Raw genomic sequence first — 23629 nt, 5'->3', positions numbered from 1 at the left:
GCGAACGGAACGGGTCGAATTGCCCTGGGCGTATTGATGTTCCGAGTATGCTGGATTTCTGGACCGCACGCGTGGAAGTTGTCGAACGATGACCGATTCAGCGACACCGCGGAACGCCCCGAGCGCTCCGGCCGATCCCCGGCGCAAGGACGGGTGACGTCATGGACCCGTGGGGCAGCGGACCCGCGCAACACGGGACGGCGGGCGCGGTCACGCTCGTCGAGGGATCCACGTTCTGCCTCAGCGAATCCGGCGGCGGTATCGAGCCGCGCCGGGCGCAGGGCCTGTTCGTCCGCGACACCAGGGTGCTCTCGCGCTGGCGCTTGACCGTGGACGGCCAAGCGCCGCAACCGTTGAGCGTGCAGTACGCCGACCCCTACAGCGCCACGCTGCTCGCGCGCACCGCGCCGCCGCCGGGCCGCGCCGACAGCACCGCGCTGGTGATCGTCGGACGGCACGTCGGCGACGGCATGCGCGAGGACCTCACCGTGCGCAACCTCTCCGGCGAGCCCATCGACTGCGCGATCTCGCTCGAGGTGGACGCCGATTTCGCGGATCTGTTCGAGGTCAAGGAAGGTCGCGTCGGCGCGGGCCCCGACACCGAGGACCGGGTGGACGACGGCGGTCTCGAAATCGCGGCGCCCGCGCTCGGCGTCGCGGTGGCGGTTCGGGCAGTGGACGCGACGTTCGACGGCAGACGGCTGCGCTGGTCGGTCCGGCTGCCCGCGCGCGGGTCCTGGTCGACGTGCGTCCAGTATCAGCCGTTGCTCGGCTCGGCAGTGGTCACGCCCCGGCACATGTGCGGCAGCTCGATCGCGCACAGCGCGCCCGCCCGGCGGCTGCGCGCCTGGTACGAGAACTCGCCGCGGGTGCGGACCGGCGACCCGACGCTGGCCGCCGTGCTGCGCCGCGCCGTCGCCGATCTCGGCGCCCTGCGCATCTTCGATCCCGCCAGTCCCGAGCGCGCGGTGGTCGCGGCGGGCGCGCCGTGGTTCATGGCGTTGTTCGGACGGGACTCGCTGCTCACCTCGTGGATGGTGCTGCCGGTGGATCGCAGGCTGGCCATCGGCACCTTGCAGAGCCTGGCCGGTCTCCAGGGCGTCCGCGAGCACACCGCGACCGAGGAGCAACCCGGCCGTATCCCGCACGAGATCCGCTTCGGCCGGGCCGCGACGAAACTGCTCGGCGGGGACCGGGTGTATTACGGAACAGTCGACGCCACACCGCTTTTCGTCATGGTGCTCGGCGAGCTGCACCGCTGGGGACTCGACGCCGCCACCCGCGACGAGCTGCTGCCGCACGCCGACCGCGCCATCGAGTGGATCCAGCGCTACGGCGACGCCGACGGGGACGGTTTCGTCGAATACCGGCGGGAAGCCGACCACGGTCTGGACAACCAGGGCTGGAAGGACTCCTGGGACGGGATCAACTTCGCCGACGGAACGCTGCCCGAACCGCCCATCGCGCTCGCCGAGGTGCAGGGCTACGTCTACGCGGCGTACCTGGCGAGGGCCGAGCTGGCCGCCGACCTCGGCGACCGAGACACCGCCGCCCGGTTGCGCGCCGCGGCCGCCCGGCTCAAGGCCGAGTTCAACGCGAAGTTCTGGCTGCCCGAACGCGGCTGGTACGCCGTCGGCCTGGACCGCGACAAACGGCCGATCGACGCGCTGACCTCGAACATCGGCCACTGCCTGTGGACCGGTATCGTGGACGAGGACAAGGCGGCGCTGGTCGCGGACCGGTTGCTCGCCCCCGACATGTTCACCGGCTGGGGCATCCGAACCCTGTCCAGCGACATGGGCGCCTACAACCCCGTCAGTTACCACAACGGATCGGTGTGGCCGCACGACAACGCGGTCTGCGCGGCCGGGCTGATGCGCTACGGACTCACCGAGCACGCCACCCGGGTGATCGACGCGGTGCTCGACGCCTCGGTCCGGTTCGGCTACCGGCTGCCCGAACTGTTCTGCGGTTTCGACCGCGCCGAGTTCGACGCGCCGGTGCCGTACCCGACCTCGTGCTCGCCGCAGGCCTGGGCCGCGGCCGCGCCGCTGCTGTTCCTGCGCAGCCTGGTCCGGCTGGAGCCGGGTGCGGGCGCGGCGGAGGTGGCGCCCGCCGTGCCCGAGCGGTATCTGCCACTGCGGATCAGCGGGCTGCGGATCGGGCCGGAGGTGTTGACCGTCACGGTGGACGCGCACGGATGGCAGGTCATCGGGCGGTCGGAGGGCACGCGACGGGCGGGCTGACGGCCCTGCGCGTGCGGTGTCCGAGCAGCTCGGCGGCCGCTCGGACGAAACTTGTCGGTGCCCCGGCCTAGAGTGGCCAACGGGGGTATGTCTGCACGTCAACACACGATCGAGAAGGGACACACCTGGTGGCGGAACGCCTCACCGTGCGCGGAGCCCGGGAGCACAACCTGAAGGGGGTCGACCTCGATCTGCCCCGCGACAGCCTGATCGTGTTCACCGGATTGTCCGGCTCCGGCAAGTCCAGCCTCGCCTTCGACACCATCTTCGCCGAGGGCCAGCGCCGGTACGTCGAATCGCTGTCGGCCTACGCCAGGCAGTTCCTCGGGCAGATGGACAAGCCCGACGTCGACTTCATCGAGGGTCTGTCGCCCGCGGTGTCCATCGATCAGAAGTCCACCAACCGCAACCCGCGCTCGACCGTGGGCACCATCACCGAGGTCTACGACTACCTGCGTCTGCTCTACGCGCGGGCGGGCACTCCGCACTGCCCGGTCTGCGGCGAGCTGATCGCCAAGCAGACCCCGCAGCAGATCGTCGACCAGGTGCTCGCCATGGAGGAGGGCACCAAGTTCCAGGTGCTCGCGCCGGTGGTGCGGACACGCAAGGGCGAGTTCGTCGACCTGTTCGACCAGCTCAACACCCAGGGCTACTCCCGGGTGCGGGTCGACGGCGTGGTGTATCCGCTCACCGATCCGCCGAAGCTGAAGAAGCAGGAGAAGCACGACGTCGAGGTCGTCGTGGACCGGCTCACCGTCAAGCCGACCTCCAAGCAGCGCCTGACCGATTCCATCGAGACCGCGCTGCGCCTTGCCGACGGCATCGTGGTGCTGGACTTCGTCGACCGCGACGAGCACGCCCACGACCGGGAGCGCCGCTTCTCCGAGCGTCTCGCCTGCCCCAACGGCCACCCGCTCGACATCGAGGATCTCGAGCCGAGGTCGTTCTCGTTCAACTCGCCCTACGGCGCCTGCCCGGACTGCACCGGCCTCGGCATCCGCAAGGAGGTCGACCCGGACCTGGTGGTTCCCGATCCCGAGCTCAGCCTCGCCGCGGGCGCCATCGCGCCGTGGTCGCGCGGGCAGACCGCGGAGTACTTCACCCGGCTGCTGTCGGGCCTCGCCGAGGCCATCGGCTTCTCCATGGACACCCCGTGGCGGGAGCTGCCGGTCAAGGCGCGCAAGGCCGTGCTCGAGGGCAGCGCCGACCAGGTGCACGTCTCCTACACCAACCGCTACGGACGCAAGCGCTCCTACTACGCCGACTTCGAGGGCGTCATGCCGTTCCTCCAGCGGCGCATGGAGAACACCGACTCCGAGCAGATGAAGGAGCACTACGAGGGGTACATGCGCGATATCCCGTGCCCCGTCTGCAACGGCGCGCGGCTGCGCCCGGAGATCCTGGCCGTCACCATCGCCGCGGCCGAGGAGCGCAAGTCCATCGCCGACGTCAGCGACCTGTCGATCGGCGACTGCTCGAAGTTCCTCAACTCGCTGACGCTGGGGGAGCGCGAGGCCGCGATCGCCGGGCAGGTGCTCAAGGAGGTTCAGGCGCGCCTGGGCTTCTTGCTCGACGTCGGCCTGGAGTACCTGACGCTGTCCCGTGCCGCCGCGACCCTGTCCGGCGGTGAGGCGCAGCGCATCCGGCTGGCCACCCAGATCGGCTCCGGCCTGGTCGGCGTGCTGTACGTGCTGGACGAGCCGTCCATCGGCCTGCACCAGCGCGACAACCGGCGACTCATCGAAACCCTCACGCGGCTCAAGAATCTCGGCAACACGCTGATCGTGGTCGAACACGACGAAGACACCATCCGCGCCTCGGACTGGGTGGTCGACATCGGCCCGCTGGCGGGCGAGCACGGCGGCCGAGTGGTGCACAGCGGCCCGTACCAGGAACTGCTCACCGACCCGAATTCGCTGACCGGCGCGTACCTTTCGGGCCGCGAGCGCATCGAGGTGCCGATGGTGCGCCGACCGGTGGACAAGAAGCGCAAGCTCACCGTGGTCGGCGCCACCGAGCACAACCTGAAGGGCATCGACGTCTCCTTCCCGCTCGGCGTGCTCACCTCGGTGACCGGCGTCTCGGGCTCGGGCAAGTCGACGCTGGTCAACGACATCCTGGCCACCGTGCTGGCGAACAAGCTCAACGGCGCCCGCCAGGTGCCGGGCAGGCACACCAGGGTCAACGGCCTGGATCACCTGGACAAGCTGGTGCAGGTCGATCAGTCCCCGATCGGCCGGACGCCGCGCTCCAACCCGGCCACCTACACCGGCGTGTTCGACAAGATCAGGACCCTGTTCGCGGCGACCACCGAGGCGAAGGTGCGCGGCTACCAGCCCGGCCGGTTCTCGTTCAACGTCAAGGGCGGCCGCTGCGAGGCGTGCTCCGGCGACGGCACGCTGAAGATCGAGATGAACTTCCTGCCGGACGTGTACGTGCCGTGCGAGGTCTGCCACGGCGCGCGCTACAACCGGGAGACCCTCGAGGTGCACTACAAGGGCAAGACCATCGCCGAGGTGCTGGACATGTCCATCGAGGAGGCCGCCGAGTTCTTCGAGCCGGTCACCTCGATCCACCGCTACCTCAAGACCCTGGTGGACGTCGGCCTCGGCTACGTGCGCCTCGGCCAGAGCGCGCCGACGCTGTCCGGCGGCGAGGCGCAGCGCGTGAAGCTGGCGGCGGAGTTGCAGAAGCGTTCCACCGGCCGCACGGTCTACATCCTCGACGAGCCGACCACCGGTCTGCACTTCGAGGACATCCGCAAGCTGCTCGCCGTCATCAACGGTCTGGTCGACAAGGGCAACACCGTCATCGTCATCGAGCACAACCTGGACGTCATCAAGACCTCCGACTGGGTGGTCGACATGGGTCCCGAGGGCGGCTCCGGCGGCGGCACCGTGGTGGCCGAGGGCGTTCCGGAGGACGTCGCGGACGTGCCGAACAGCTACACGGGCCAGTTCCTCAAGGAGGTGCTCGCTCAGCCCGCCGCGACGGCTCCGGCCAAGCGTGCCCCGGCGAAGAAGGCCGTGAAGAAGGCGGCGGCCAAGGCGGTTCCGGCGGAGCCGACGGCTTCGAAGCCGACCAAGGCGGCGAAGGCTCCGGCCGAGAAGGCGGCGGCCAAGAAGGCGCCGTCGGAGACCGCGGCGGCGAAGCGGCTGGCAAGGAAGGCCGCCGCGCTGCGTTGATCGAACAGCAGAGCTGATCGACCGAGCTGCGTCGATCGAGTGGCCGCGTCTCCAGGACGCGGCCACTCGTCGTTTCGGCGAGTTGGTCGACGGTGGGTAGTTCGACCGGGTCGGGCCAGCAGGCCGGGCGTCGCGCACGGGTGGTTCGAACGTCGGGGCGGCGCACCCGATGCGCGCGCGGGAGTGCCCGCGCATTGGGTCCCGAAAACGCCGGAAAAAGTGAAACAGCCGTGTGTAAGATCGGCTCACCGTGTCCGGGCGCGTCCGGGACAGTCACGGTGAGTGCACCGATTCGTGGCGCTTGCGCGCCCGAGAACCGGTGGGAGAGAAAGGAATACGCCCATGGAAGGCGTCGACATCGCCGCGCTCGTCGCGCAGATCCTCACGTTCCTGAGCAGTGGATCGTCCATCAACTACAACCCGGGCGCCTGAGCGCGCCGCACAGCGAAAGGAATCCCCATGGACAGCGGAAGCGCCGGTCTGACCAGCCTTCTCCAGGCCCTCGCCAACATGATCGCCACCGGCTCGTCGATCTCGGTCACCCCGGGGCAGTGAACGCGCCGGGCGGGGCCGGTCGTGTCGGCCCGCCCCGTCTCGGCCGCGCGGCCCTCAGTTCTTCGCCGACTCCGACGCGGCCGTGGCGATGATCTGCGCCAGCTCCATCGGCTTCGACCACATGGGCCAGTGTCCGGTCGGCAGGTCGATCAGCGTCGCGTCGAATCGCGCGATCTCGCTGAACACCGGCGCCTCGCCGCTCGTGCTCAGCTGCCGCACCAGCTCCGCGGTGATGCTGGTGCACACCACCGTCGTCGGCACGGCGAGGCGCGCGGGCGAATCGCTCAGCCGCAGTGGCGCGCCCGCGATGCTCGCCGGTTCCGACACCGCGCGCTCCCGGAAGCGCGCCAGTTGCTCCTGGTTCAGCCCGACGAGGCTGTCACCCTCTTCCGCCAACTGCTCCCAGCTCGGTAGCGGGAACTCGCGCGCCGCGCCGAGCGAATCGTTGAGCACGAAACCGTCCGGCACCGGCGCGCAGTCGACGTACACCGCGTGCTGAAAACGCTCCGGCGCGACATCGGTGGCCAGGTAACCCGGCGCGGCGCCGCCCGAATGCGACACCAGCACAGCGGAATCCGCGGGGTCGATGGCCGCCAGGATGGCCCCCGCCTGCTCCTCGATGGTGGCCGCGAGCCGGTCGTCGTCGTCGGGGTCGAGCCCGGGCAGCGTCAGCGCCCGCACGTCGAAACCGCGCCCGCGCAGGTCTTCGGCCACCTCGTCCCACGCCCACGCGCCGAGCCAGAATCCGGGAACGAGCAAGATCGGTGTCGCCATGCTGCCAGCATGCCGCATCGACCGCCGCCCGCGTGGGCGGTCGCGGCGGACGGGACGGGAAACCGGCTCAGTAGACCGGGCCGGTGTACTTCTCGCCCGGGCCCTTGCCCGGCTCGTCCGGGTGGGCGGAGGCCTCGCGGAATGCCCGCTGCAGGGACTGCAGGCCTTCGCGGATCGGTCCGGCGTGCGGCCCGAGGTATTCGACCGAGGCGGTGACCAGGCCGGCGAGCGCCGTGATGACGCGGCGGGCCTCGTCCAGATCGCGGTGCGGGCTGCTTTCCGGGTCCGGATCGGCGAGTCCGAGCTTCTCCGCGGCCGAACTCATCAGCATCACGGCGGCGCGGCTGATCACCTCGACGGCGGGGATGTCGGCCAATTCGCGCACGGAGTCGAGGTCGTCAGTCATGCCCTCAGGCTAGCGAGGCCGCCCGGAGCAGTCGGAGCTGGCCGAGCTCCGCGATGTTCTTCATCAGCTCGGCGTTCACCCAGGCAGCGAGGTGCGTCACAGTGAGCCCGGCGTCGGCGGGCCACGGATACGCGGCGGGCGCGTTCGGATCCGCGGCGTCCAGCGCCGCGGACCATGCGGCGCGGAGTTCGTCGAGCCGCGCCCGCACCGCGTCGCCCGCCCAGTACACCTGCTCGCGCGGCGGCGGGACGCGGCCCTCGAGGTGGGCCAGCGCGGTGCTCCACCACCAGTCGATGTGCCAGGTGAGCCAGGCGATGGTGGGCACGGGGATCGGGTCGGGTTCGGTATCGGCCCAGTCCGGTCGCCAATTGCCGTCCGCGCCGCGGTGTACGGTCCAGACGAGCGGGCCGGGTTCCCACCGCAAGTCATCGGGTGTCAGGGCGTCGAAGTGGTAGCTCGCCAGCGACCAAGTCAGGTCGAACTGCCAGCGCAGCAAGTCGGTGAAGGAGACGGGCACCGGGGGAGCGTGGCACCGCCGCTGGGGCCGCGCAACGCGTTTTCGAGCCGATTCGGCGATAGCGGACGGCAATGCTAGACTTTCCGCTGACGACCGCCCCGAACCGTGTTGCCAGGCGCCGCACGACCCGGGGCTGATAAGTGGAGCCCGACTCCCACCGTTGCCGACGAGCAATCGTATAGGTCAAACGGTCCGGTCACCCGCCCGAAGTGGTGGGTTTCTTGCGCGGAGAGCCTTCTCGCGCGCAAGAGTCGATGCCTGGCATCGGTGATCGGTCGACTCGGGCCCCGTTGCGGTGAAATACCGCACCGGGGCTTTTGTGTTGAACAAGGGGTTGCAGTTATTGCCTGCGGTCGTCTGACGACACCGCTTGACCTAGGAGGCCCCATCAGCACTGAGACCCGCATCAACGATCGCATCCGCGTTCCCGAGGTTCGACTCATCGGACCTGGCGGCGAGCAGGTTGGGATCGTGCGTGTTGAAGATGCGCTACGCGTCGCCCTCGAGGCCGATCTCGACCTGGTCGAGGTGGCTCCGGATGCCCGTCCGCCGGTTTGCAAGATCATGGACTACGGCAAGTTCAAGTACGAGACGGCGCAGAAGGCGCGGGAGTCTCGGAAGAACCAGCAGCAGACCGTGATCAAGGAGCAGAAGCTCCGGCCCAAGATCGACGACCACGACTACGAGACCAAGAAGCGCAATGTCGTTCGCTTCCTCGAAGCCGGGTCCAAGGTCAAGGTGACGATCATGTTCCGGGGTCGCGAGCAGTCCCGGCCCGAACTCGGGTTCCGGTTGCTGCAACGGCTGGCCTCCGACGTCGCGGACCTGGGTTTCGTGGAGACCTCGGCCAAGCAGGACGGCCGGAACATGACCATGGTCCTCGCACCCCACAAGGGAGCGAAGACCCGCGTGAAGGCGCAGCAGGAATCGGCCGGACGGCCTGCCGCGAGCGCCGCGCCCGCCGGTGAGACCCCGGCCGCGGAGCAGGCCGAGTAGGCCACGCCCGCAGTTATACGAACAGACACCGGCGGTCGGGTGACGACCGCCGGGACGACCAGATAGAGGAATCCATGCCGAAGATGAAGAGCCACAGCGGCGCCTCGAAGCGATTCAAGGTGTCCGGTAAAGGCAAGCTGCTGCGCCAGCAGGCGAACCGTCGCCACCTGTTCGAGCACAAGCCCACCCGCCGGACTCGTCGTCTGGACGGCACGGAGGTCGTCGCGGCTGCCGACGTCCGTCGCGTGAAGAAGCTGCTGGGTATCTGATCCCCTTCGGGCAGCACCGCGACCGGAGATTCCGGACGCCACCCCTGACCAACCTCCCGGGCGCCGCACGCGCCCCCTATTCGATCAAGGACTGACCAGTGGCACGCGTCAAGAGGGCCGTCAACGCTCAGAAGAAGCGCCGTTCCATCCTCGAGGCCTCCAAGGGCTACCGGGGCCAGCGCTCGCGGCTTTACCGCAAGGCCAAGGAACAGCAGCTGCACTCGCTCACCTACGCCTACCGGGACCGCCGGGCGCGCAAGGGTGACTTCCGCAAGCTGTGGATCGCCCGCATCAACGCCGCGGCGCGCATCAACGACATCACCTACAACCGGTTCATCCAGGGCCTGAAGGCCGCCGGTGTCGAGGTGGACCGCAAGATCCTGGCCGAGCTCGCCGTCTCCGACGCCGAGGCCTTCGCCGGTCTGGTCGCTGTCGCCAAGGCCGCCCTCCCGCAGGACGTCAACGCCCCGGCCGCCTGATCCGGCCGACCCTGTTGACCAAGGGACACCTTTCGGAACGACCCGCGGACGCGCTCTCCGAGCGCAATCCGCGGGTCGTTTCCGCTGTCAAGCTGCACCGCGCGCCACAGCGCCGCAAGACCGGGCTGTTCCTCGCCGAGGGCGCGAACTCGGTCACCGCGGCACTGCAGACCGGCCGGGTGCGTGAGCTGTTCTATTCGCCGACGGCGGCCGAACGCGACCACGCGCTGATCGCGGGCGCGGTCGCCGACGGGGTCCGGGCCACGTTGGTGAGCGAGCGCGCGGCCGAACATCTGGGGGAGACCGTGACTGCGCCCGGCCTGGTCGCCGTGTGCGATCTGGTCGACGTCCGGCTCGACGAGGTGCTCGCCGCCGAGCCGCGCATGCTGGCGGTGCCGGTCGAGATCGCCGAGCCGGGCAACGCGGGCACGCTCATCCGGGTGGTGGATTCGGTCGGCGCCGACGCGGTCGTGCTGGCCGGTGACGCCGTCGACCCGCACAACGGCAAGTGCGTGCGCGCCAGCGCGGGCAGTCTGTTCCACGTCCCGATCGCCCGGCACCGTGACGTCGCCGAAACGCTGGACGCCCTGACCGCCGCCGGAATCACGATCCTGGCCACCGCCGCCGACGGCGAGGTCGACCTCGACGACGCCGACGAACTGTTCACCGGCCGCGTCGCCTGGCTGTTCGGCAACGAGGCGCACGGCCTCGCGCCCGCCGTCGCCGCCCGCGCCGACCACCGGATCCGCATCCCCATCCGCGGCCGCGCCGAGAGCCTCAACCTCGCGACCGCCGCCGCCATCTGCCTGTACGCGAATTCCCGAGTCCGCTACCGGTAGGCGCGCCTTCGGCGGTTCTCGTGTGCGACACGCCGAGGCGTTCTAGGGTTCGATCATGAGCGCCGGGGACGAACTGCTGCGCCGGATCGAGGGCGATCCCGAACTGGCCGGGCTGCTGGCCTGGCCGAGCGATTTCGATATCAGGCGCCGCCAGCCTGTCGAGGACCTGCGGCTGCCGAACGGAACGCCGCTCACGCCGATCGCCGGTGACGGTGCGGGCGGCACGTTCTTCCTGTGTGGCGCGCCGGGCACGGAGCGCCCGGTGCTGTACGCCGACTCCGAGGGCGGCGCGGTCCTGCTCGCCGCCGATCTGGTCGAGGCGGTCACCCTGATCGCGACCTACCCGTACTGGCGCGATCTCGGCGCGGGCCGTCCGGTGGCCGAGCTGGAGGAGGAGTTCGCCGTCGACCGGCCGGAGTTCCTCGAGGTGCGCGCGGAACTGCTCGACCGGCTCGGCATCGCCGCGCCCGGCGTCGAAGAGGCGGTCGCCAAGATGCGGGCCAGCGCCGCGCGGACGGTTCCGGATTTCCTGCCGGTCGCCCCCGATCTGGACGGCGAGGCGGTGTACGAACCGCTCTGGTGACCGGTCGGATAGCAGGCCGTGGCGAGGAGACGGGCGATCACGTCTCCACTGCCATCGCTCACGCCGAGCGAGGCGGATACCTGCGCGGATGCCCGCTGCCACGGATCCGATCGGCGGCTCTAGCACAGTCGCCGGGCCGGTAGCGGGTAATCCGCGTGATTCGGGCACAGCCGATCCAATAGGATTCCACCAGCAGCAATGTGGGTAGGCAATAAGCCGGACCCGCGAACCGATCCCCAGGGGAGAGACGAACGATCGTGGCCGACGACAACACGGGAGTCGAGCAGAACGCCGAGGGGCAAGTCACCGCGCTGACCGAGGAGGCGCTGGCCGCGGCGGCGGCCGAGGCCGAGAAGGCGTTCGCGGCGGCCGCCGACCTGGACGCTCTCGCGGTGGCCAAGACCGAGCATCTCGGCGGCAAGGCGCCGCTCGCCCTCGCGCAGCGCGCGCTCGGCGGTCTGCCCAAGTCGGAGAAGGCCGACGCGGGCAAGCGGGTGAACGTGGCGCGGGCGCGGGTTTCCGAGGCGTTCGAGTCGCGCCGCGCGGTGCTGCTCGCCGAGCGCGACGCGGCCGTGCTGGTGGCCGAGACCATCGACGTCACCCTGCCCGCCCGCCGTCTCCCGGACGGTGCCCGCCATCCGATCACGGTCATCTCCGAGCAGATCGCCGACGTGTTCGTCGCGATGGGCTGGGAGGTCGCCGAGGGTCCCGAGGTGGAGACCGAGCACTTCAACTTCGACGCGCTCAACTTCCTGCCCGACCACCCTGCTCGCACCATGCAGGACACCTTCCATATCGCGCCGGAGGGTTCGCGCCAGGTGCTGCGCACCCACACCTCCCCGGTGCAGGTGCGTTCGATGCTCGAGCGCGACCTGCCGATCTACGTGGTGTGCCCGGGCCGTACCTTCCGCACCGACGAGCTGGACGCCACCCACACGCCGGTGTTCTCCCAGGTCGAAGGCCTCGCGGTGGACAAGGGCCTGACCATGGCGCATCTGCGCGGCACCCTGGACGCGTTCGCCCGCGCCCTGTTCGGCCCGGAGACGCGCACGAGGATGCGCCCGAACTACTTCCCGTTCACCGAGCCGTCCGCCGAGGTGGACGTCTGGTTCCCGGACAAGAAGGGCGGCGCGGGCTGGGTCGAGTGGGGCGGCTGCGGCATGGTGAACCCGAAGGTGCTGATCGCCAGCGGGATCGATCCCGAGGTGTACAGCGGGTTCGCGTTCGGCATGGGCCTGGAGCGCACCCTGCAGTTCCGCAACGGCATCCCGGACATGCGCGACATCGTCGAGGGCGACGTGCGGTTCACCCTGCCCTTCGGCATCCGGTCGTAGAACCGGCCCGATTCCCGAACTCCCTTCGATCGAGAGAGCGAAACCTCAAGTGCGAGTAGCGCAGTCCTGGCTGACCGAGATCATCCAGCGCACCACGCCCGAGTGGTCGGTGACGCCGGAGGAACTGGATGCCGGGTTCGTCCGCGTGGGTCTGGAAGTCGAAGAGGTCGACAAGCTCCAGCGGGTGACCGGTGACATCGACAAGCCGCTGGTCGTCGGCCGTGTCGCCGAGATCACCGAGCTGACCGAGTTCAAGAAGCCGATCCGCTTCTGCAAGGTCGACGTCGGTAACCCCGAGCTGCAAGAGATCGTCTGCGGCGCACGGAATTTCGCCGTCGGTGATCTCGTCGTGGTGGTCCTGCCCGGCGGCGAGCTGCCCGGTGGCTTCAAGATCGCCTCGCGCAAGACCTACGGCCACGTCTCCCACGGCATGATCTGCTCGGTCGCCGAGCTGGGCATCGGCAAGGACCACTCCGGCATCCTGGTGCTCGAGCCGGGCACCGCCGAGCCGGGCACGGACGCCAACGAGCTGCTCGGCCTGAACGACACCGTCATCGAGCTGAACATCACCCCCGACCGCGGCTACTGCTTCTCGGCGCGCGGCCTGGCTCGCGAGCTGGCCTGCGGCTTCGATCTCGAGTTCGCCGACCCGGCGGTGCGCACGCTGCCCGACGACGAGGCCGACGCCTGGCCGGTGAAGCTGGAGCCGTCCTCGAAGTGCACCCGGTTCGCGGTGCGCCGGGTCACCGGCATCGACCCGAACGCGGTCAGTCCGTGGTGGCTGCAGCGACGGCTGCTGCTGTCGGGCGTGCGCCCGATCTCCCCCGCGGTCGACGTGACCAACTACGTCATGCTCGAGCTGGGTCAGCCGCTGCACGCGTTCGACGCCGCCGAGCTCACCGGCGGCCTGGTGGTCCGCACCGCGCACAAGGGCGAGTCGCTGCGCACCCTCGATGAAGTCGAGCGCGTGCTCGACGCCGAGGACGTGGTGATCGCCGACGATTCCGGTGTGGTCTCGCTGGCCGGCGTCATGGGCGGCGCGAGCACCGAGGTCGGTCCGCAGACCACCGACGTGGTGCTCGAAGCGGCCACCTGGAACCCGCTGCTCGTCTACCGCACCGCGCGCAGGCACAAGCTGGTGTCCGAGGCGGGCAAGCGCTACGAGCGCGTGGTCGACCCGGAGATCAACGTCGTCGCGCTGGACCGGGCCGCCACGCTGCTCGCCGAGATCGCGGGCGGCACCATCGAGTCGGCGCTCACCGACGTGCGAGTCCCGACGCCGCCCGCGGAGCCGATCCGCATCGACATCGACCTGGCCGACCGCGTCGCGGGCGTCACCTACCCGACCGGCACGTCCGCGCGCCGCCTCGCCCAGATCGGCTGCACCGTCGAGGTGTCGGTGAACGAGGAGACCGGGCACGGTCAGCTCGTGGTCACCCCGCCGAGCTGGCGGCCCGACCTGGCCCAGCCCGCCGACCTGGTGGAAGAGGTGCTCCGGCTCGAGGGTCTGGAGCAGATCCCGTCGGTGCTGCCGACCGCCCCGGCCGGGCGCGGACTCACCGCCGCGCAGCGCCGTCGCCGCGCGGTCAGCCGGGCGCTGGCCTTCGCCGGTGGCGTCGAGGTGCCGCCGCCGATGTTCCTGCCCTCGGGCGTGTTCGACACCTGGGGCCTGGACGCCGACGACCCGCGCCGCACCACCACCCGGGTGCTCAACCCGCTCGACGTGGAGCGCGCCGAACTGGCCACCACGCTGCTGCCCGGTCTGTTCGAGGTCGCCGCGCGCAATATCTCCCGCGGCGCCCGCGACCTGACGATCTACGGCATCGCGCAGGTGGTGCTGCCGGGTCCGAACACCAGGGCCGTCGAGGCGCTCGCGGTGGATCGTCGTCCGACCGACGAGCAGATCGCCGAGCTGATCGACTCGCTGCCCGCCCAGCCGGTGCACGTCGGCGCCGTGCTGACCGGCCGCCGCGAGCCGCGCGGACCGTGGGGTCCGGGACGGCAAGCCGAGGCCGCCGACGCGTTCGCTCTGGCCGACGCCATCGCGGACGCGGCGGGCGTGACCATCGAGCGTCGCGCGGGCGCGCACCTGCCCTGGCATCCCGGCCGCTGCGCTGAGCTGGTGGTGGACGGCGAGGTCGTCGGCCACGCCGGTGAGCTGCACCCGGCCGTGCTGGAACGCTCCGGCCTGCCGCCGCGGACCTGCGCGCTCGAGCTGAACCTGGACGCGCTGCCGCTGCGCGAGTCCCGTCCGGTTCCGGTGGTGTCGCCGTTCCCGGCGGTGCTGCAGGACGTGTCGGTGAGCGTCGAGAAGTCGGTGCCCGCGGGCTCGGTCGAGGCCGCGCTGCGCACCGGCGGCGGCGAGCTGCTGGAGGACATCGCCCTGTTCGACGTGTACGAGGGCGCGCAAGCGGGCGAGGGTCGCAAGTCCCTCACCTACGCCCTGCGCTTCCGCGCCGCGGATCGCACGCTGACCGAGGACGAGGCGAGCGCCGCCCGCGACGCCGCGGTCGCGTCGGCCGCCGAGGCGGTGGGCGCGGTCCTGCGCGGGTAGGCATGGTCCGTAGCGAGACCCGTACGGCCACAAAGCCGTACGGGTCTCGTCGTTTCCGAGCGGCGGGGGTCTGCCATCCGGTAGTAGCGTGGCGAGTGGCAACTTTCCTCCGACGATCGGGAGTTCCGATGACCGTACGAGCGGTATGGCGCGAGACGGTGCTCGCCGAGAGCGACGACACCGTGGTGGTGGAGGGCAATCACTATTTCCCCGCGGACGCCGTGCGCCGCGAATACTTCGAGCCCAGCGAGCATCACACGATCTGCCCGTGGAAGGGCACCGCGTCCTACTACACGGTGACCGTCGACGGCGAGCGCAACCCCGACGCCGCCTGGTTCTATCCGGCACCCAAGCCGGACGCCGAGATGGTGCGCGACCGGGTGGCGTTCTGGCGCGGCGTCGACGTGGTCGTCGACTGACCCCGGCGGCCGAGTCGGCGCGAGGTATCAGCGACACCGTCGGCCAGCCGGGGCGCGGGCTGTCGCCGCCGTAGTCCCGCACATCCGAAGACCGATACGGACACAGGACGGTCGTGTCGCCGTCGGGCGGGTCGGGACGACTCACCAAGGCTCGGCGGGGTAAGAACGTCTGCATGCGACACCCCGCGGCTCGGATCCTCAACGCGCTGACCTACCTGCCGGAGCGGCAGGTCCTGCAGACGCCCGCCGCGGTCGGCCTCGACTACACCGACCTGTCGCTGCGCACCGACGACGGCGAGACCCTGCACGCCTGGTGGCTGCCCGCGCCGCGGCCGATCGGGCACGTCCTCTTCGCGCACGGCAACGCGGGCAATCTCGGCGACCGGGTCGCGATCTTCGCGCTGCTGGTCGCCGCGGGCTTCGACGTGCTCGCCTTCGACTACCGCGGCTACGGCCGCAGCACCGGACGACCCAGCGAGCACGGCACCTACCTCGACGCGCGTGCGGCGCGCACCGCGCTGCTCGCCCGGCCGGAGGTGGACCCGAACCGGGTGCTCTACCTGGGCAAGTCGCTGGGCGGTGGTGTGCTGCTCGAGCTGTCCGAGGCGCACCCGCCCGCCGGGTTGGTGCTGATGTCGACCTTCACCGGCATCCGCGACGCGGCCGGGTCGATCTACCCGTTCCTGCCCCGCCCGTTGATCCCCGACGCCTATCCGAACCTGCGGCGGATCGCCGGGCTCACCGCGCCGGTGCTGATCATGCACGGCGACCAAGACGAACTGCTACCGCTGCGCAATGCCGAGCGGTTGTACGCCGCCGCGCCCGAACCGAAGCGGCTCGTGGTGGTGCCGGGCGGCGGGCACAACGATCTCATCGCGCTGCTCGGCGCCGAATGGCCCGCCACCTTGCGTGCCTGGGCGACGGAGATCCTCGCCGATTAGAACGGGGCGGGTGGTCTGTTCCGGTGCGTAGCCTGGCGTTATGAGTGATACGAGAGAAATCCTCGCGCGGCTCACCGCCCTGCCGGACGCGGAACTGGCGGCGACCTTGCGCGCCGCGGTGGAGGGGCGCTCGACGTTCTGGGCCGTGCGCGCGGCGCTGGACGAGCTGATCGGAGCGACTCATGCGGGCTCCGGATCCGATGTGAGTCCTGCCACGTCCGACGCTTCCGTGCATGGCGGCGTCGCGGACGCCTCGGCATCCGGGCAGGTCGGAGGCGGTTTCCCGGTACCGGCGGTACCGGTTCAACCGACCGGTATCACCGCACCATCCGAGACCGGCGGATATTCGCCGTCCGGGGTGCCTACTTTCGAGTCGGTTCGCGATAAGGTCGAGCAGCGCTTCGGCACTGCGCAGGGGATGGGTGAGCTCGACCGGCAGACCCCTGCGGGCCGCAGCGCCGACGAACGATTCGCCGCGCGCGAGAAGGCCGCGCGGGAACGTCTGGACCAGATACGGAAATCGCTGCGCGACAACGACGCGGGCTGACCCGCGCTGGTCCGACCGTGCCGGACCGAGAACGAATGGGTGGAATTTTCGATGAGCGAGCCGCGTGAGATCGCCGAACGGCTGCTGGATGCCCAGGTGGATTTCCTGCTTGCCGAGGTGACCGGCGACCGTTTCGCCGAGGTCGTCGCCCGCGATGTCGAGGCGGTGCTCGGTGTCGCCGACACGCTCCTGTTCCGTGAAGTCGTGGAGCTCGACCAGGCGAAGCAGACGGTCGCGACGGTCGTCGACCTGATCGGCGGCAGTCCCGTGCTGGCCGACATGGTCGGGGTGTTCGCGGACTCGATCTACGACAACATCGCCGCCAACCACGACTACACCCTCGGCGAGGTGGTCGAGCGGGAACCGGTCGAGGCGTTGCTGGAGAAGATCCTCGGCATGCACCAAGCCCAGGAGCGCATCCTGGACCGGCTCACCGAGAGCCCGCTGGTCGCCACCGTGGCCTCGAAGTTCGTCGACAAGCTGATCAACGACTTCATGCAGGCCAACCGGGAGCGCGCCGAGAAGATCCCGGGCGTCTCCTCGCTGATGTCGCTGGGGCAGTCGGCCGCCAACCGCGCCAAGAAGGCCGCCGACGGCACGTTCGTCGGTGATCTCGCCGGCAAGGGCGCGATGTTCGCGCTGAAGCGCACCAACAACGCGATCCGCGAGATGCTGCGCGACGCACCCGTGCACTCGGCCGCCATGGAGTTCTGGGATCTCCACGCTGACGAGCCGGTCAGCGGCTTGCGCGAGTACCTGACCCAGAAGGATCTCAACGAGCTCGTGCTGCTCTGCTACGAGGTCGCCGTGACCACCCGCGAGAAGGAGTACTTCGGCCTGCTCGTCGCGGAGTGCGTCGAGGTGTTCTACGCCAAGTACGGCGACTACACGCTCGCCGCCATGCTGCCGGAGCTGGGCCTTTCCGGCGACGACATCGCCACCGAGATCCTGCGCTACGGTCCGGCGGTGATCGAGGGCGCGAAGCGAAACGGCGTGCTGGCCAAGTTGATTCGCGAGCGGCTCGCACCGTTCTACACCTCGGACGCGGTGTTGGGGATTCTGGCCGACGCGCGCGGCTGAGGACTCGGCTTCTGAGCCGCTGAAGCGGTGTTCGACAGCGTCGGTGCGGTTTTCGATGACGCCCGCGCGGTTTCGAAGGTGCCGTCGCGGGTACTCGAAGGCGATGGCTCGGTATTCGACGCTGTCGGTATGACATTCGAAGCCGCTGATGTGGTGCGCTTCACCCGCGCCTCGGTCACCGTCGCGTTCGGCGCGGTGTGAGCGGATCGAAACCGCGAAAATACTGGATTACCAGCGTGTTTAGAATGACTGCTCATGTCCGATTTGCCTGATTTTCGCGTTGACACCGCCTGCGGCCTGTGACAGCTTGCTCCTGATTCCGCGGGTTCGATCTCGAACCGTCGCGGTCGCAGTTCGCGAGGAGCGGGGTGGTGCGTGTGCGTTCGAGGCCGCAGGCAAGCGGCGCGGTGACGGCTTCGGCCGCCACTCCGGAACCGGCCGGTGTCGGAAGAATAGTTCGGCCACGCACCATTCGGGGCCGATTGGCGAGAATTCTGGCCGTCTCACTGACCCTGGTGCTCGCGCTGCTCGGCATCACCCTCGCCAGGGAGATCCAGTCGTACCAGCGCAGCGGCGACACGGTGGCCGCGGTCTCGCTCACCTTGGTGGTGCAGGACCTGCTGCACGAGGCGCAGCGTGAGCGCGGTCTGAGCAATGGCCTGCTCGGCGGTGACGTCCGGCTGCGGCAGTCCGTAACGGACCAGCGCGCCGCGACCGACCGCGCGCTGCGCGCGCTCGAAGCCGAATTATCCGGCGCGGCAGCGGGTTCCGGCGAGGTCCGGGCTGCGGTCGGCCAGCTCGCCGGGTTGCCCGCGGTCCGCGCCCAGGTCGACGCGGGCCGGATCGGCCGGGCGGCCGCGTTCCAGTTCTACACCGACGCCATCGACGCGCTGAACCGTCCGCGACTCGGCCTCGACCAGGCCCGCGACGCCGAGGTGCGGCACGGTCTGCTCGCGCTGTACTCGCTCGGCGAGGCGAAGGAGCAGACGGCGCGCGAGCGCGGCTTCCTCAACGGGGTGTTCGCCGCAGACGGTTTCGAGCCCGGCGAATACGTCCAGTTCCTCGACATCCGGGCCGCCAAATCGGCAGGGCTCGCGGCATTCGCGCGCGACGCCACCGTCGCGCAGCGGGATCTGCTCGACACCGCGATGCGCGGCGAGGACGCGACGCGGGCGGCCGAATCCGAGCGCGTCGCCATTGATTCCAGTGCGGGCCCGTTGGTCCGGCCGGTGGATCCGAGCGGCTGGTGGGCGCAGATGACGGCCGTCATCGATGAGCAGCGCGCCGTGCAGCAAGCGGTCGGCGACGGGGTGCGGCAGCGCGCGAACGACCTGCGTCAGGGAGCGGCGCTGACCTTGGCCGGGTTCCTGATCGCCGCGCTGCTCGCGATCGCGATCGAGATCGCCCTGGTGGTGGCGGGCGTGCGCGCCATCGTCCGTCCGCTGGCCGCGCTCGCCGCCGAGGCCGACGACGTGGCGGGGCGGCGGCTGCCCGAGGTGATCGCCGCCTGGCACGCCGGTGGGGACACCCAGCCGCCGCGTCCGCAGCCGGTGCGGACGCCGCCCGGCGCCGCGGCCGAGATCGCCGCCGTCGCCGCTGCTTTGGACCGGGTGCAGGCCACCGCCTACGACCTCTCCTCGGAACAGGCGCTGCTGCGCCGCAACAGCACGGAGTCGATGGCGAACCTGGCCCGCCGCAACCAGAATCTGGTGCGCCGTCAGCTCGGGTTGATCAGCGAATTCGAGCGCGAGGAGCTCGATCCGAAGGCGCTGTCGAATCTGTTCGAACTCGATCATCTCGCCACCCGCATGCGCCGCAACGCCGAGAGCCTGCTGGTGCTGGTCGGCGAGGGCAGCCCGCGGCGCTGGGCCGAACCGATCGCGCTCACCGATGTGATCCGCGCGGGCCTGTCCGAGGTCGACGACTACCGCCGGGTCGTGCTGCGCCGCATCGACGACGTCTCCATCACGGGCGCGATCGTCAGCGAGCTGGCACACATGCTCGCCGAGCTGATCGAGAACGGACTCGCCTTCTCCCCACCGGATCTGGAGGTCGAGATCTACGGCAGGAAACTGCCCGGCGGCTACCTGCTCGCGGTCGTCGACCACGGCGTCGGCCTGCCCCCCGACCAGCTGGCCGAGGCCAATGCCCGCCTGCGCGGCGACCGCGACTTCCTGGTCGCCCCGACGCGCTACCTCGGCCACTACGTGGTGGGCAGGCTGGCCCGAAGGCTCGGCATCGACGTCGAACTGACGGTCGCGCCCGTCAGTGGCATCGTGGCCCGGCTGCTGTTGCCCACGGAACTTCTCGGCGGACAGCGGAACAAGCACGCGACGCCGGACAGCGGCAGCCGCGACGGCGCGGCGTTCGCACGGGACAGTGCTTCTCGACCGGAACGGGATGCGATCGGGCTTACTGTCGAATCCGACAGCGCCACAGGCAAATCCGGTTCGGCCGACGCGCACGCGGCATCGGGTGTTCATCCGGCTTCCGGCCCGCGACAGGCCGCGTCCGGCGCACCCACCGAGTCGTCCCGTACGACACTGGAATTCCGCGTGCACGGCGTCGGCGGGACCGACGACGGACGCCGAGCTGCGACACCCGCATCGCACACACCGCTGGCGTCGATCGAAACCATCGACGCGGCAGGCGAGTTCCGTTCGGGTCCGTCCCTCGGGTCGCACGCACGTCACGCCGCAGCCGCGGGACGTGAGTCGGGGTCAAGGGGCGATCACCATGCCCGCGGCACGTCCGCTAGGAACGGCCGAGAATCCGGTACTGCTGCCAGGTCCACGCACGCCGCCGACGTCGGCGAATCCCCGTGGTTCCGCGCCGCCCCCGGCGATGCGCCACCCGCGGTGCAGCGCACCCGCAACGGACTCGTCAAGCGCACCAAGCGCACTCGCTCCGCCGAAACGATCGCGGCGCAGCGCCCGTCCGCGCCCCGCCCGCCCGCCGCACCGGCCGTCGAGCGATCGCCGGACGAGGTGCGCGGCATGTTGTCGGCGTTCCGCACCGGACATCAGCGCGGCGTTCCCGCCGCGAACCCGGCCGACAACGCCACGCGCACAGCAAATCTGGCCCAGACCACCGTAGAGCAATGACCACCGTGAAGGGGAGCCCGTGACCACACACCTGCAACAGACCGCCGACCCGCACACTTTCAACTGGCTGCTCGGCAATTTCGTCCGCAACACCGACGGTGTCCGCGACACCGTCGCGGTCTCCTCCGATGGCCTGCTCATCGCGATGTCGGAGGGCTTGGACCGCACCGGGGCAGACCGGCTGGCCGCCATGGTGTCAGGTCTGGCCAGCCTGGCCAAGAGCGCCTCGCGCAGTTACGAATTCGACGGCCTGAAATTGATCATGATCGAGATGAAGCGCGGTTTTCTGCTGGTCTCCGCGCTCGGCGACGGCAGCTGCCTCGGCGTGATCGCCGAGGGCGGCTGCGACGTCGGACTGGTCGGCTACGAGATGGCGGTGCTCGCCGAACGCGCGGGCGCCCTGCTCGATCCGGCCCTGATCTCCCAGCTGCGAGAGACGTTGCGCAGATGAGAGATCCAGACCGGCCGCGGCTGCCGGACCCGCGGATGATCCCGGTGACCCAGTCCTTCGGGTGGTTCGATCCGAACCGTCCCGCACCCACCCGTCCGGCCGAACCGACCTCCGACGCGGACGCTTTCGTGCGTCCGTTCGTCGTCACCGCGGGGCGCACCACCCCGCTGCTGGACGGTTTGCGCATCGAAACCCTGGTGCAGGCGCCGCCCGCCGCGCTCTCGGCCCCGCTGCGCTTCGAACAGCGCACCGTGGTGGTGCTGTGTCAGCATCCGCATTCCATCGCCGAGATCGGCACCGCGCTGCGGGTGCCGGTGGGCGTCGCGAAGGTGATCGTCAGCGATCTCGTGACCGCAGGCCAGGTCGCCGTCCGCGATGCCCCGGAACTCTCCACCGCAGCCATCGAGAGGATCAGGGATCTTGTACGGGCACTCTGACTTGCGGGTTCCTCCCGCCGACCCGGCGATGCCTTCGTCGGTGAAGATCGTCGTCAGCGGCGGTTTCGGCGTCGGGAAGACCACCTTCATCGGGGCTATCTCCGAGATCGAGCCGTTGGTCACCGAGGCCGCCATGACCGAGGTGGCAGTAGGCATCGATGATCCCGGCCACGCGGACAAGACACAGACCACCGTCGCACTCGACTTCGGACGCATCACGCTGGACAGCTCGCTCATCCTGTACCTGTTCGGCACGCCGGGCCAGGACCGCTTCGTCTTCCTCTGGGACGACCTGGTGGACGGCGCCCTCGGCGCGGTGATCGTGGTGGACACCGACCGCGTCGAGGACTGCTATCCGGTGCTGGACTACTTCGAGGAGCACCACACCCCGTTCGTCGTGGTGGTGAACCGATTCGAGCGCGGCCCGCGCTTCGAGCTCGACGAGGTGCGCGAGGCACTGGGGCTCGACGACTGGATTCCGATCCTGGAATGCGATGCGCGCCAGCGCGATTCGGTCAAGGAGGTGCTTGTCGGACTGCTGGAGCAGGTATTGGTGCACCGCCTCTCGACGCCGAGTCTTACGGCGCGCGAGGTCGGCTGAGACGGCCGCGCGCGCTGCTCGGCTAGCGTGGTCCGCGTGGGCGAGCACAAGCAGCGGATGCTGCGCGGGGAGTTGTACAAGGACAGCGATCCGGAGCTGGTCGCGGAGCGGCGGCGCGCGCAGTCGCTGTGCGACGAGTTCAACAGGACCGCCCCGGACGAGACCGCGCGGCGCGAGCAGGTGCTGCGCGAGTTGCTCGGCAAGCTGGGGGAGGGGTCCTGGATCATGCCCCGGTTCCAGTGCGACTACGGCTATCTCATCGAGATCGGCGCCAACAGCTTCCTCAACTACGACGCCATCCTGCTCGACTGCGCGCCCATCACCATCGGCGACGACGTCTCCATCGGCCCGCGCTGTCAGCTGCTCACCGCCCTGCATCCGATGACCGACCACGAGGCGCGGCGGCAGCGCTGGGAGTCGGCGGCCCCGATCGCGATCGGCGACAACGTGTGGTTCGGCGGCGGCGTCATCGTCTGCCCCGGCGTCACGGTCGGCGCGAACACGGTGGTCGGTGCGGGCAGCGTGGTGACCCGCGACCTCCCGGACGCGGTCTTCGCCGCGGGCAACCCTGCACGAGTGATCCGCGCTTTATAGCCGGTCCACGGACCCGGCGGTCGGTGAATCGGATTGCCGATCGCCTGGGCGGACGGACGCGGCCAGTGCCTTCCAGCGCCGCGCCCACAAAGGCCGGGACACCCCATCCGGTCACCGCCACTGCTCGGGCACAGCGCGAGCGGTAGCGCCCGGTCACTCGGTGCGACTGAGCACCGCGATCGGCATCCGTCGTGAACTCAGCGCCTGGTAGGTGGCGAAATCCGGAACGTGGGCCACCAGCACCCGCCAGCGCGCCGCGTACTCGTCCTCGTCGGTGACCACCCGCGCGGTCACCGGCCAGGACTCGTGACCGACCCGCGCCTCGCCGCCTCCCGCCGCGACCAGATTGCGCCACCAGCTCGGCGGCTTCGGATGGCCGCCGAACGAGCCGCTGACCAGCAGATCGTCGCAATCCGGGACGTACATCAGCACGACGGACCGCGGTTGGCCGGTTTTGCGTCCCGGCACGGTCAGCTGGAAGACCGGCCGCCCCAGCCACTTGCCGAACCGGGTGCCGCCGAATCTGGCGTAGAGCCTGCTGTGCAGGCGGCCTTGAAGCCTGCTGATCGCGTTCATCCTGGTGGAGCCGAAGTGGGTGAACCGGCCGGTGAAGCTGAGCCGGGCGGGAGTGTCGCTCTGGGGCTGGTCGGCCATGTGAATCCCTCGGTTCGGCACCGTCGTGCCGTCTACGCTACCGGCGCGATCTCGCTGTGTCGCG

Annotated in this window: 23 protein-coding genes; 19 read left to right on the top strand and 4 right to left on the bottom strand. The window is 70.0% G+C overall.

What is annotated here, in order from left to right:
- Nucleotides 1-161 precede the first annotated feature (161 nt).
- Together ABZV58_RS32720 and uvrA are read left to right on the top strand one after the other, a co-directional pair.
- Nucleotides 162-2246: a glycogen debranching N-terminal domain-containing protein gene (locus ABZV58_RS32720; protein ID WP_355004059.1), complete on the top strand. Its 2085-nt coding sequence runs from the start codon at nt 162-164 to the stop codon at nt 2244-2246.
- Nucleotides 2247-2374: 128 nt separating this feature from the next.
- Entirely contained in the window at nt 2375-5431 is a 3057-nt protein-coding gene (gene uvrA, locus ABZV58_RS32715; RefSeq protein ID WP_355004058.1) for an excinuclease ABC subunit UvrA, read from the top strand.
- 609 nt (nt 5432-6040) lie between these two features.
- Here uvrA and ABZV58_RS32710 read toward each other — a convergent pair.
- From ABZV58_RS32710 to ABZV58_RS32700, 3 genes are all read right to left on the bottom strand, one after another.
- On the bottom strand, nt 6041-6760 hold the full coding sequence (locus tag ABZV58_RS32710; protein WP_355004057.1) for an alpha/beta hydrolase: 720 nt from the start codon (nt 6758-6760) through the stop codon (nt 6041-6043).
- Between the two features lie 67 nt (nt 6761-6827).
- Complete coding sequence (locus ABZV58_RS32705; RefSeq protein WP_355004056.1) at nt 6828-7166, bottom strand: DUF1844 domain-containing protein; 339 nt, start codon at nt 7164-7166, stop codon at nt 6828-6830.
- A 4-nt stretch (nt 7167-7170) separates the two neighbouring features.
- Nucleotides 7171-7683 carry a DinB family protein gene (locus ABZV58_RS32700; protein WP_355004055.1) on the bottom strand — a complete coding sequence of 171 codons (513 nt, stop codon included), beginning with the start codon at nt 7681-7683 and terminating at the stop codon, nt 7171-7173.
- A 342-nt stretch (nt 7684-8025) separates the two neighbouring features.
- Between ABZV58_RS32700 and infC the strand changes: the two genes are divergently transcribed.
- From infC to ABZV58_RS32615, 17 genes are all read left to right on the top strand, one after another.
- Nucleotides 8026-8679 carry a translation initiation factor IF-3 gene (infC, locus tag ABZV58_RS32695; protein ID WP_084501921.1) on the top strand — a complete coding sequence of 218 codons (654 nt, stop codon included), beginning with the start codon at nt 8026-8028 and terminating at the stop codon, nt 8677-8679.
- A 74-nt stretch (nt 8680-8753) separates the two neighbouring features.
- Nucleotides 8754-8948, top strand: a complete 195-nt coding sequence (gene rpmI / locus ABZV58_RS32690) for a 50S ribosomal protein L35 (RefSeq protein WP_040706116.1) — start codon at nt 8754-8756, stop codon at nt 8946-8948.
- A gap of 98 nt (nt 8949-9046) precedes the next feature.
- Nucleotides 9047-9427: a 50S ribosomal protein L20 gene (rplT, locus tag ABZV58_RS32685; protein WP_039797323.1), complete on the top strand. Its 381-nt coding sequence runs from the start codon at nt 9047-9049 to the stop codon at nt 9425-9427.
- 14 nt (nt 9428-9441) lie between these two features.
- Nucleotides 9442-10266 carry an RNA methyltransferase gene (locus tag ABZV58_RS32680; protein ID WP_355004054.1) on the top strand — a complete coding sequence of 275 codons (825 nt, stop codon included), beginning with the start codon at nt 9442-9444 and terminating at the stop codon, nt 10264-10266.
- Between the two features lie 55 nt (nt 10267-10321).
- Nucleotides 10322-10849 (top strand): hypothetical protein, encoded by a 528-nt coding sequence (locus ABZV58_RS32675; RefSeq protein WP_355004053.1) that lies wholly within the window; start codon nt 10322-10324, stop codon nt 10847-10849.
- 257 nt (nt 10850-11106) lie between these two features.
- Nucleotides 11107-12183, top strand: a complete 1077-nt coding sequence (gene pheS / locus ABZV58_RS32670; protein ID WP_067793129.1) for a phenylalanine--tRNA ligase subunit alpha — start codon at nt 11107-11109, stop codon at nt 12181-12183.
- Between the two features lie 49 nt (nt 12184-12232).
- On the top strand, nt 12233-14737 hold the full coding sequence (gene pheT, locus ABZV58_RS32665; RefSeq protein ID WP_355004052.1) for a phenylalanine--tRNA ligase subunit beta: 2505 nt from the start codon (nt 12233-12235) through the stop codon (nt 14735-14737).
- 128 nt (nt 14738-14865) lie between these two features.
- On the top strand, nt 14866-15156 hold the full coding sequence (locus tag ABZV58_RS32660) for a DUF427 domain-containing protein (protein WP_355004051.1): 291 nt from the start codon (nt 14866-14868) through the stop codon (nt 15154-15156).
- Between the two features lie 173 nt (nt 15157-15329).
- Nucleotides 15330-16097, top strand: a complete 768-nt coding sequence (locus tag ABZV58_RS32655) for an alpha/beta hydrolase (protein WP_355004050.1) — start codon at nt 15330-15332, stop codon at nt 16095-16097.
- Between the two features lie 40 nt (nt 16098-16137).
- The gene (locus ABZV58_RS32650) at nt 16138-16644 is read left to right on the top strand and encodes a hypothetical protein (RefSeq protein ID WP_355004049.1); all 507 of its coding nucleotides are present in this window, start codon (nt 16138-16140) and stop codon (nt 16642-16644) included.
- A gap of 51 nt (nt 16645-16695) precedes the next feature.
- Nucleotides 16696-17724 (top strand): hypothetical protein, encoded by a 1029-nt coding sequence (locus ABZV58_RS32645; RefSeq protein ID WP_355004048.1) that lies wholly within the window; start codon nt 16696-16698, stop codon nt 17722-17724.
- 27 nt (nt 17725-17751) lie between these two features.
- A complete protein-coding gene (locus ABZV58_RS32640) occupies nt 17752-17925 on the top strand; it encodes a hypothetical protein (protein WP_355004047.1) in 174 nt (57 codons plus the stop codon).
- A 281-nt stretch (nt 17926-18206) separates the two neighbouring features.
- Nucleotides 18207-20828, top strand: coding sequence for an ATP-binding protein (locus ABZV58_RS32635; RefSeq protein WP_355004046.1), 2622 nt, complete (start codon nt 18207-18209; stop codon nt 20826-20828).
- A gap of 19 nt (nt 20829-20847) precedes the next feature.
- Complete coding sequence (locus ABZV58_RS32630) at nt 20848-21279, top strand: roadblock/LC7 domain-containing protein (protein WP_355004045.1); 432 nt, start codon at nt 20848-20850, stop codon at nt 21277-21279.
- The gene (locus tag ABZV58_RS32625; protein ID WP_355004044.1) at nt 21276-21716 is read left to right on the top strand and encodes a DUF742 domain-containing protein; all 441 of its coding nucleotides are present in this window, start codon (nt 21276-21278) and stop codon (nt 21714-21716) included. Before ABZV58_RS32630 ends, ABZV58_RS32625 begins: the two co-directional genes overlap by 4 nt.
- Before the next feature lie 28 nt (nt 21717-21744).
- Entirely contained in the window at nt 21745-22317 is a 573-nt protein-coding gene (locus ABZV58_RS32620; RefSeq protein WP_355004163.1) for an ATP/GTP-binding protein, read from the top strand.
- 36 nt (nt 22318-22353) lie between these two features.
- On the top strand, nt 22354-22911 hold the full coding sequence (locus ABZV58_RS32615; protein WP_355004043.1) for a sugar O-acetyltransferase: 558 nt from the start codon (nt 22354-22356) through the stop codon (nt 22909-22911).
- A gap of 153 nt (nt 22912-23064) precedes the next feature.
- Here ABZV58_RS32615 and ABZV58_RS32610 read toward each other — a convergent pair whose 3' ends face one another.
- Nucleotides 23065-23565: a nitroreductase/quinone reductase family protein gene (locus ABZV58_RS32610; protein WP_355004042.1), complete on the bottom strand. Its 501-nt coding sequence runs from the start codon at nt 23563-23565 to the stop codon at nt 23065-23067.
- Nucleotides 23566-23629: the final 64 nt, after the last annotated feature.

The organism is Nocardia sp. NPDC004654 (assembly GCF_040609595.1).
In the GTDB taxonomy this organism is placed as follows: domain Bacteria; phylum Actinomycetota; class Actinomycetes; order Mycobacteriales; family Mycobacteriaceae; genus Nocardia.
Note: the sequence above shows the minus strand (reverse complement) of the source record. Positions and strands in the feature narration are given on the sequence as shown.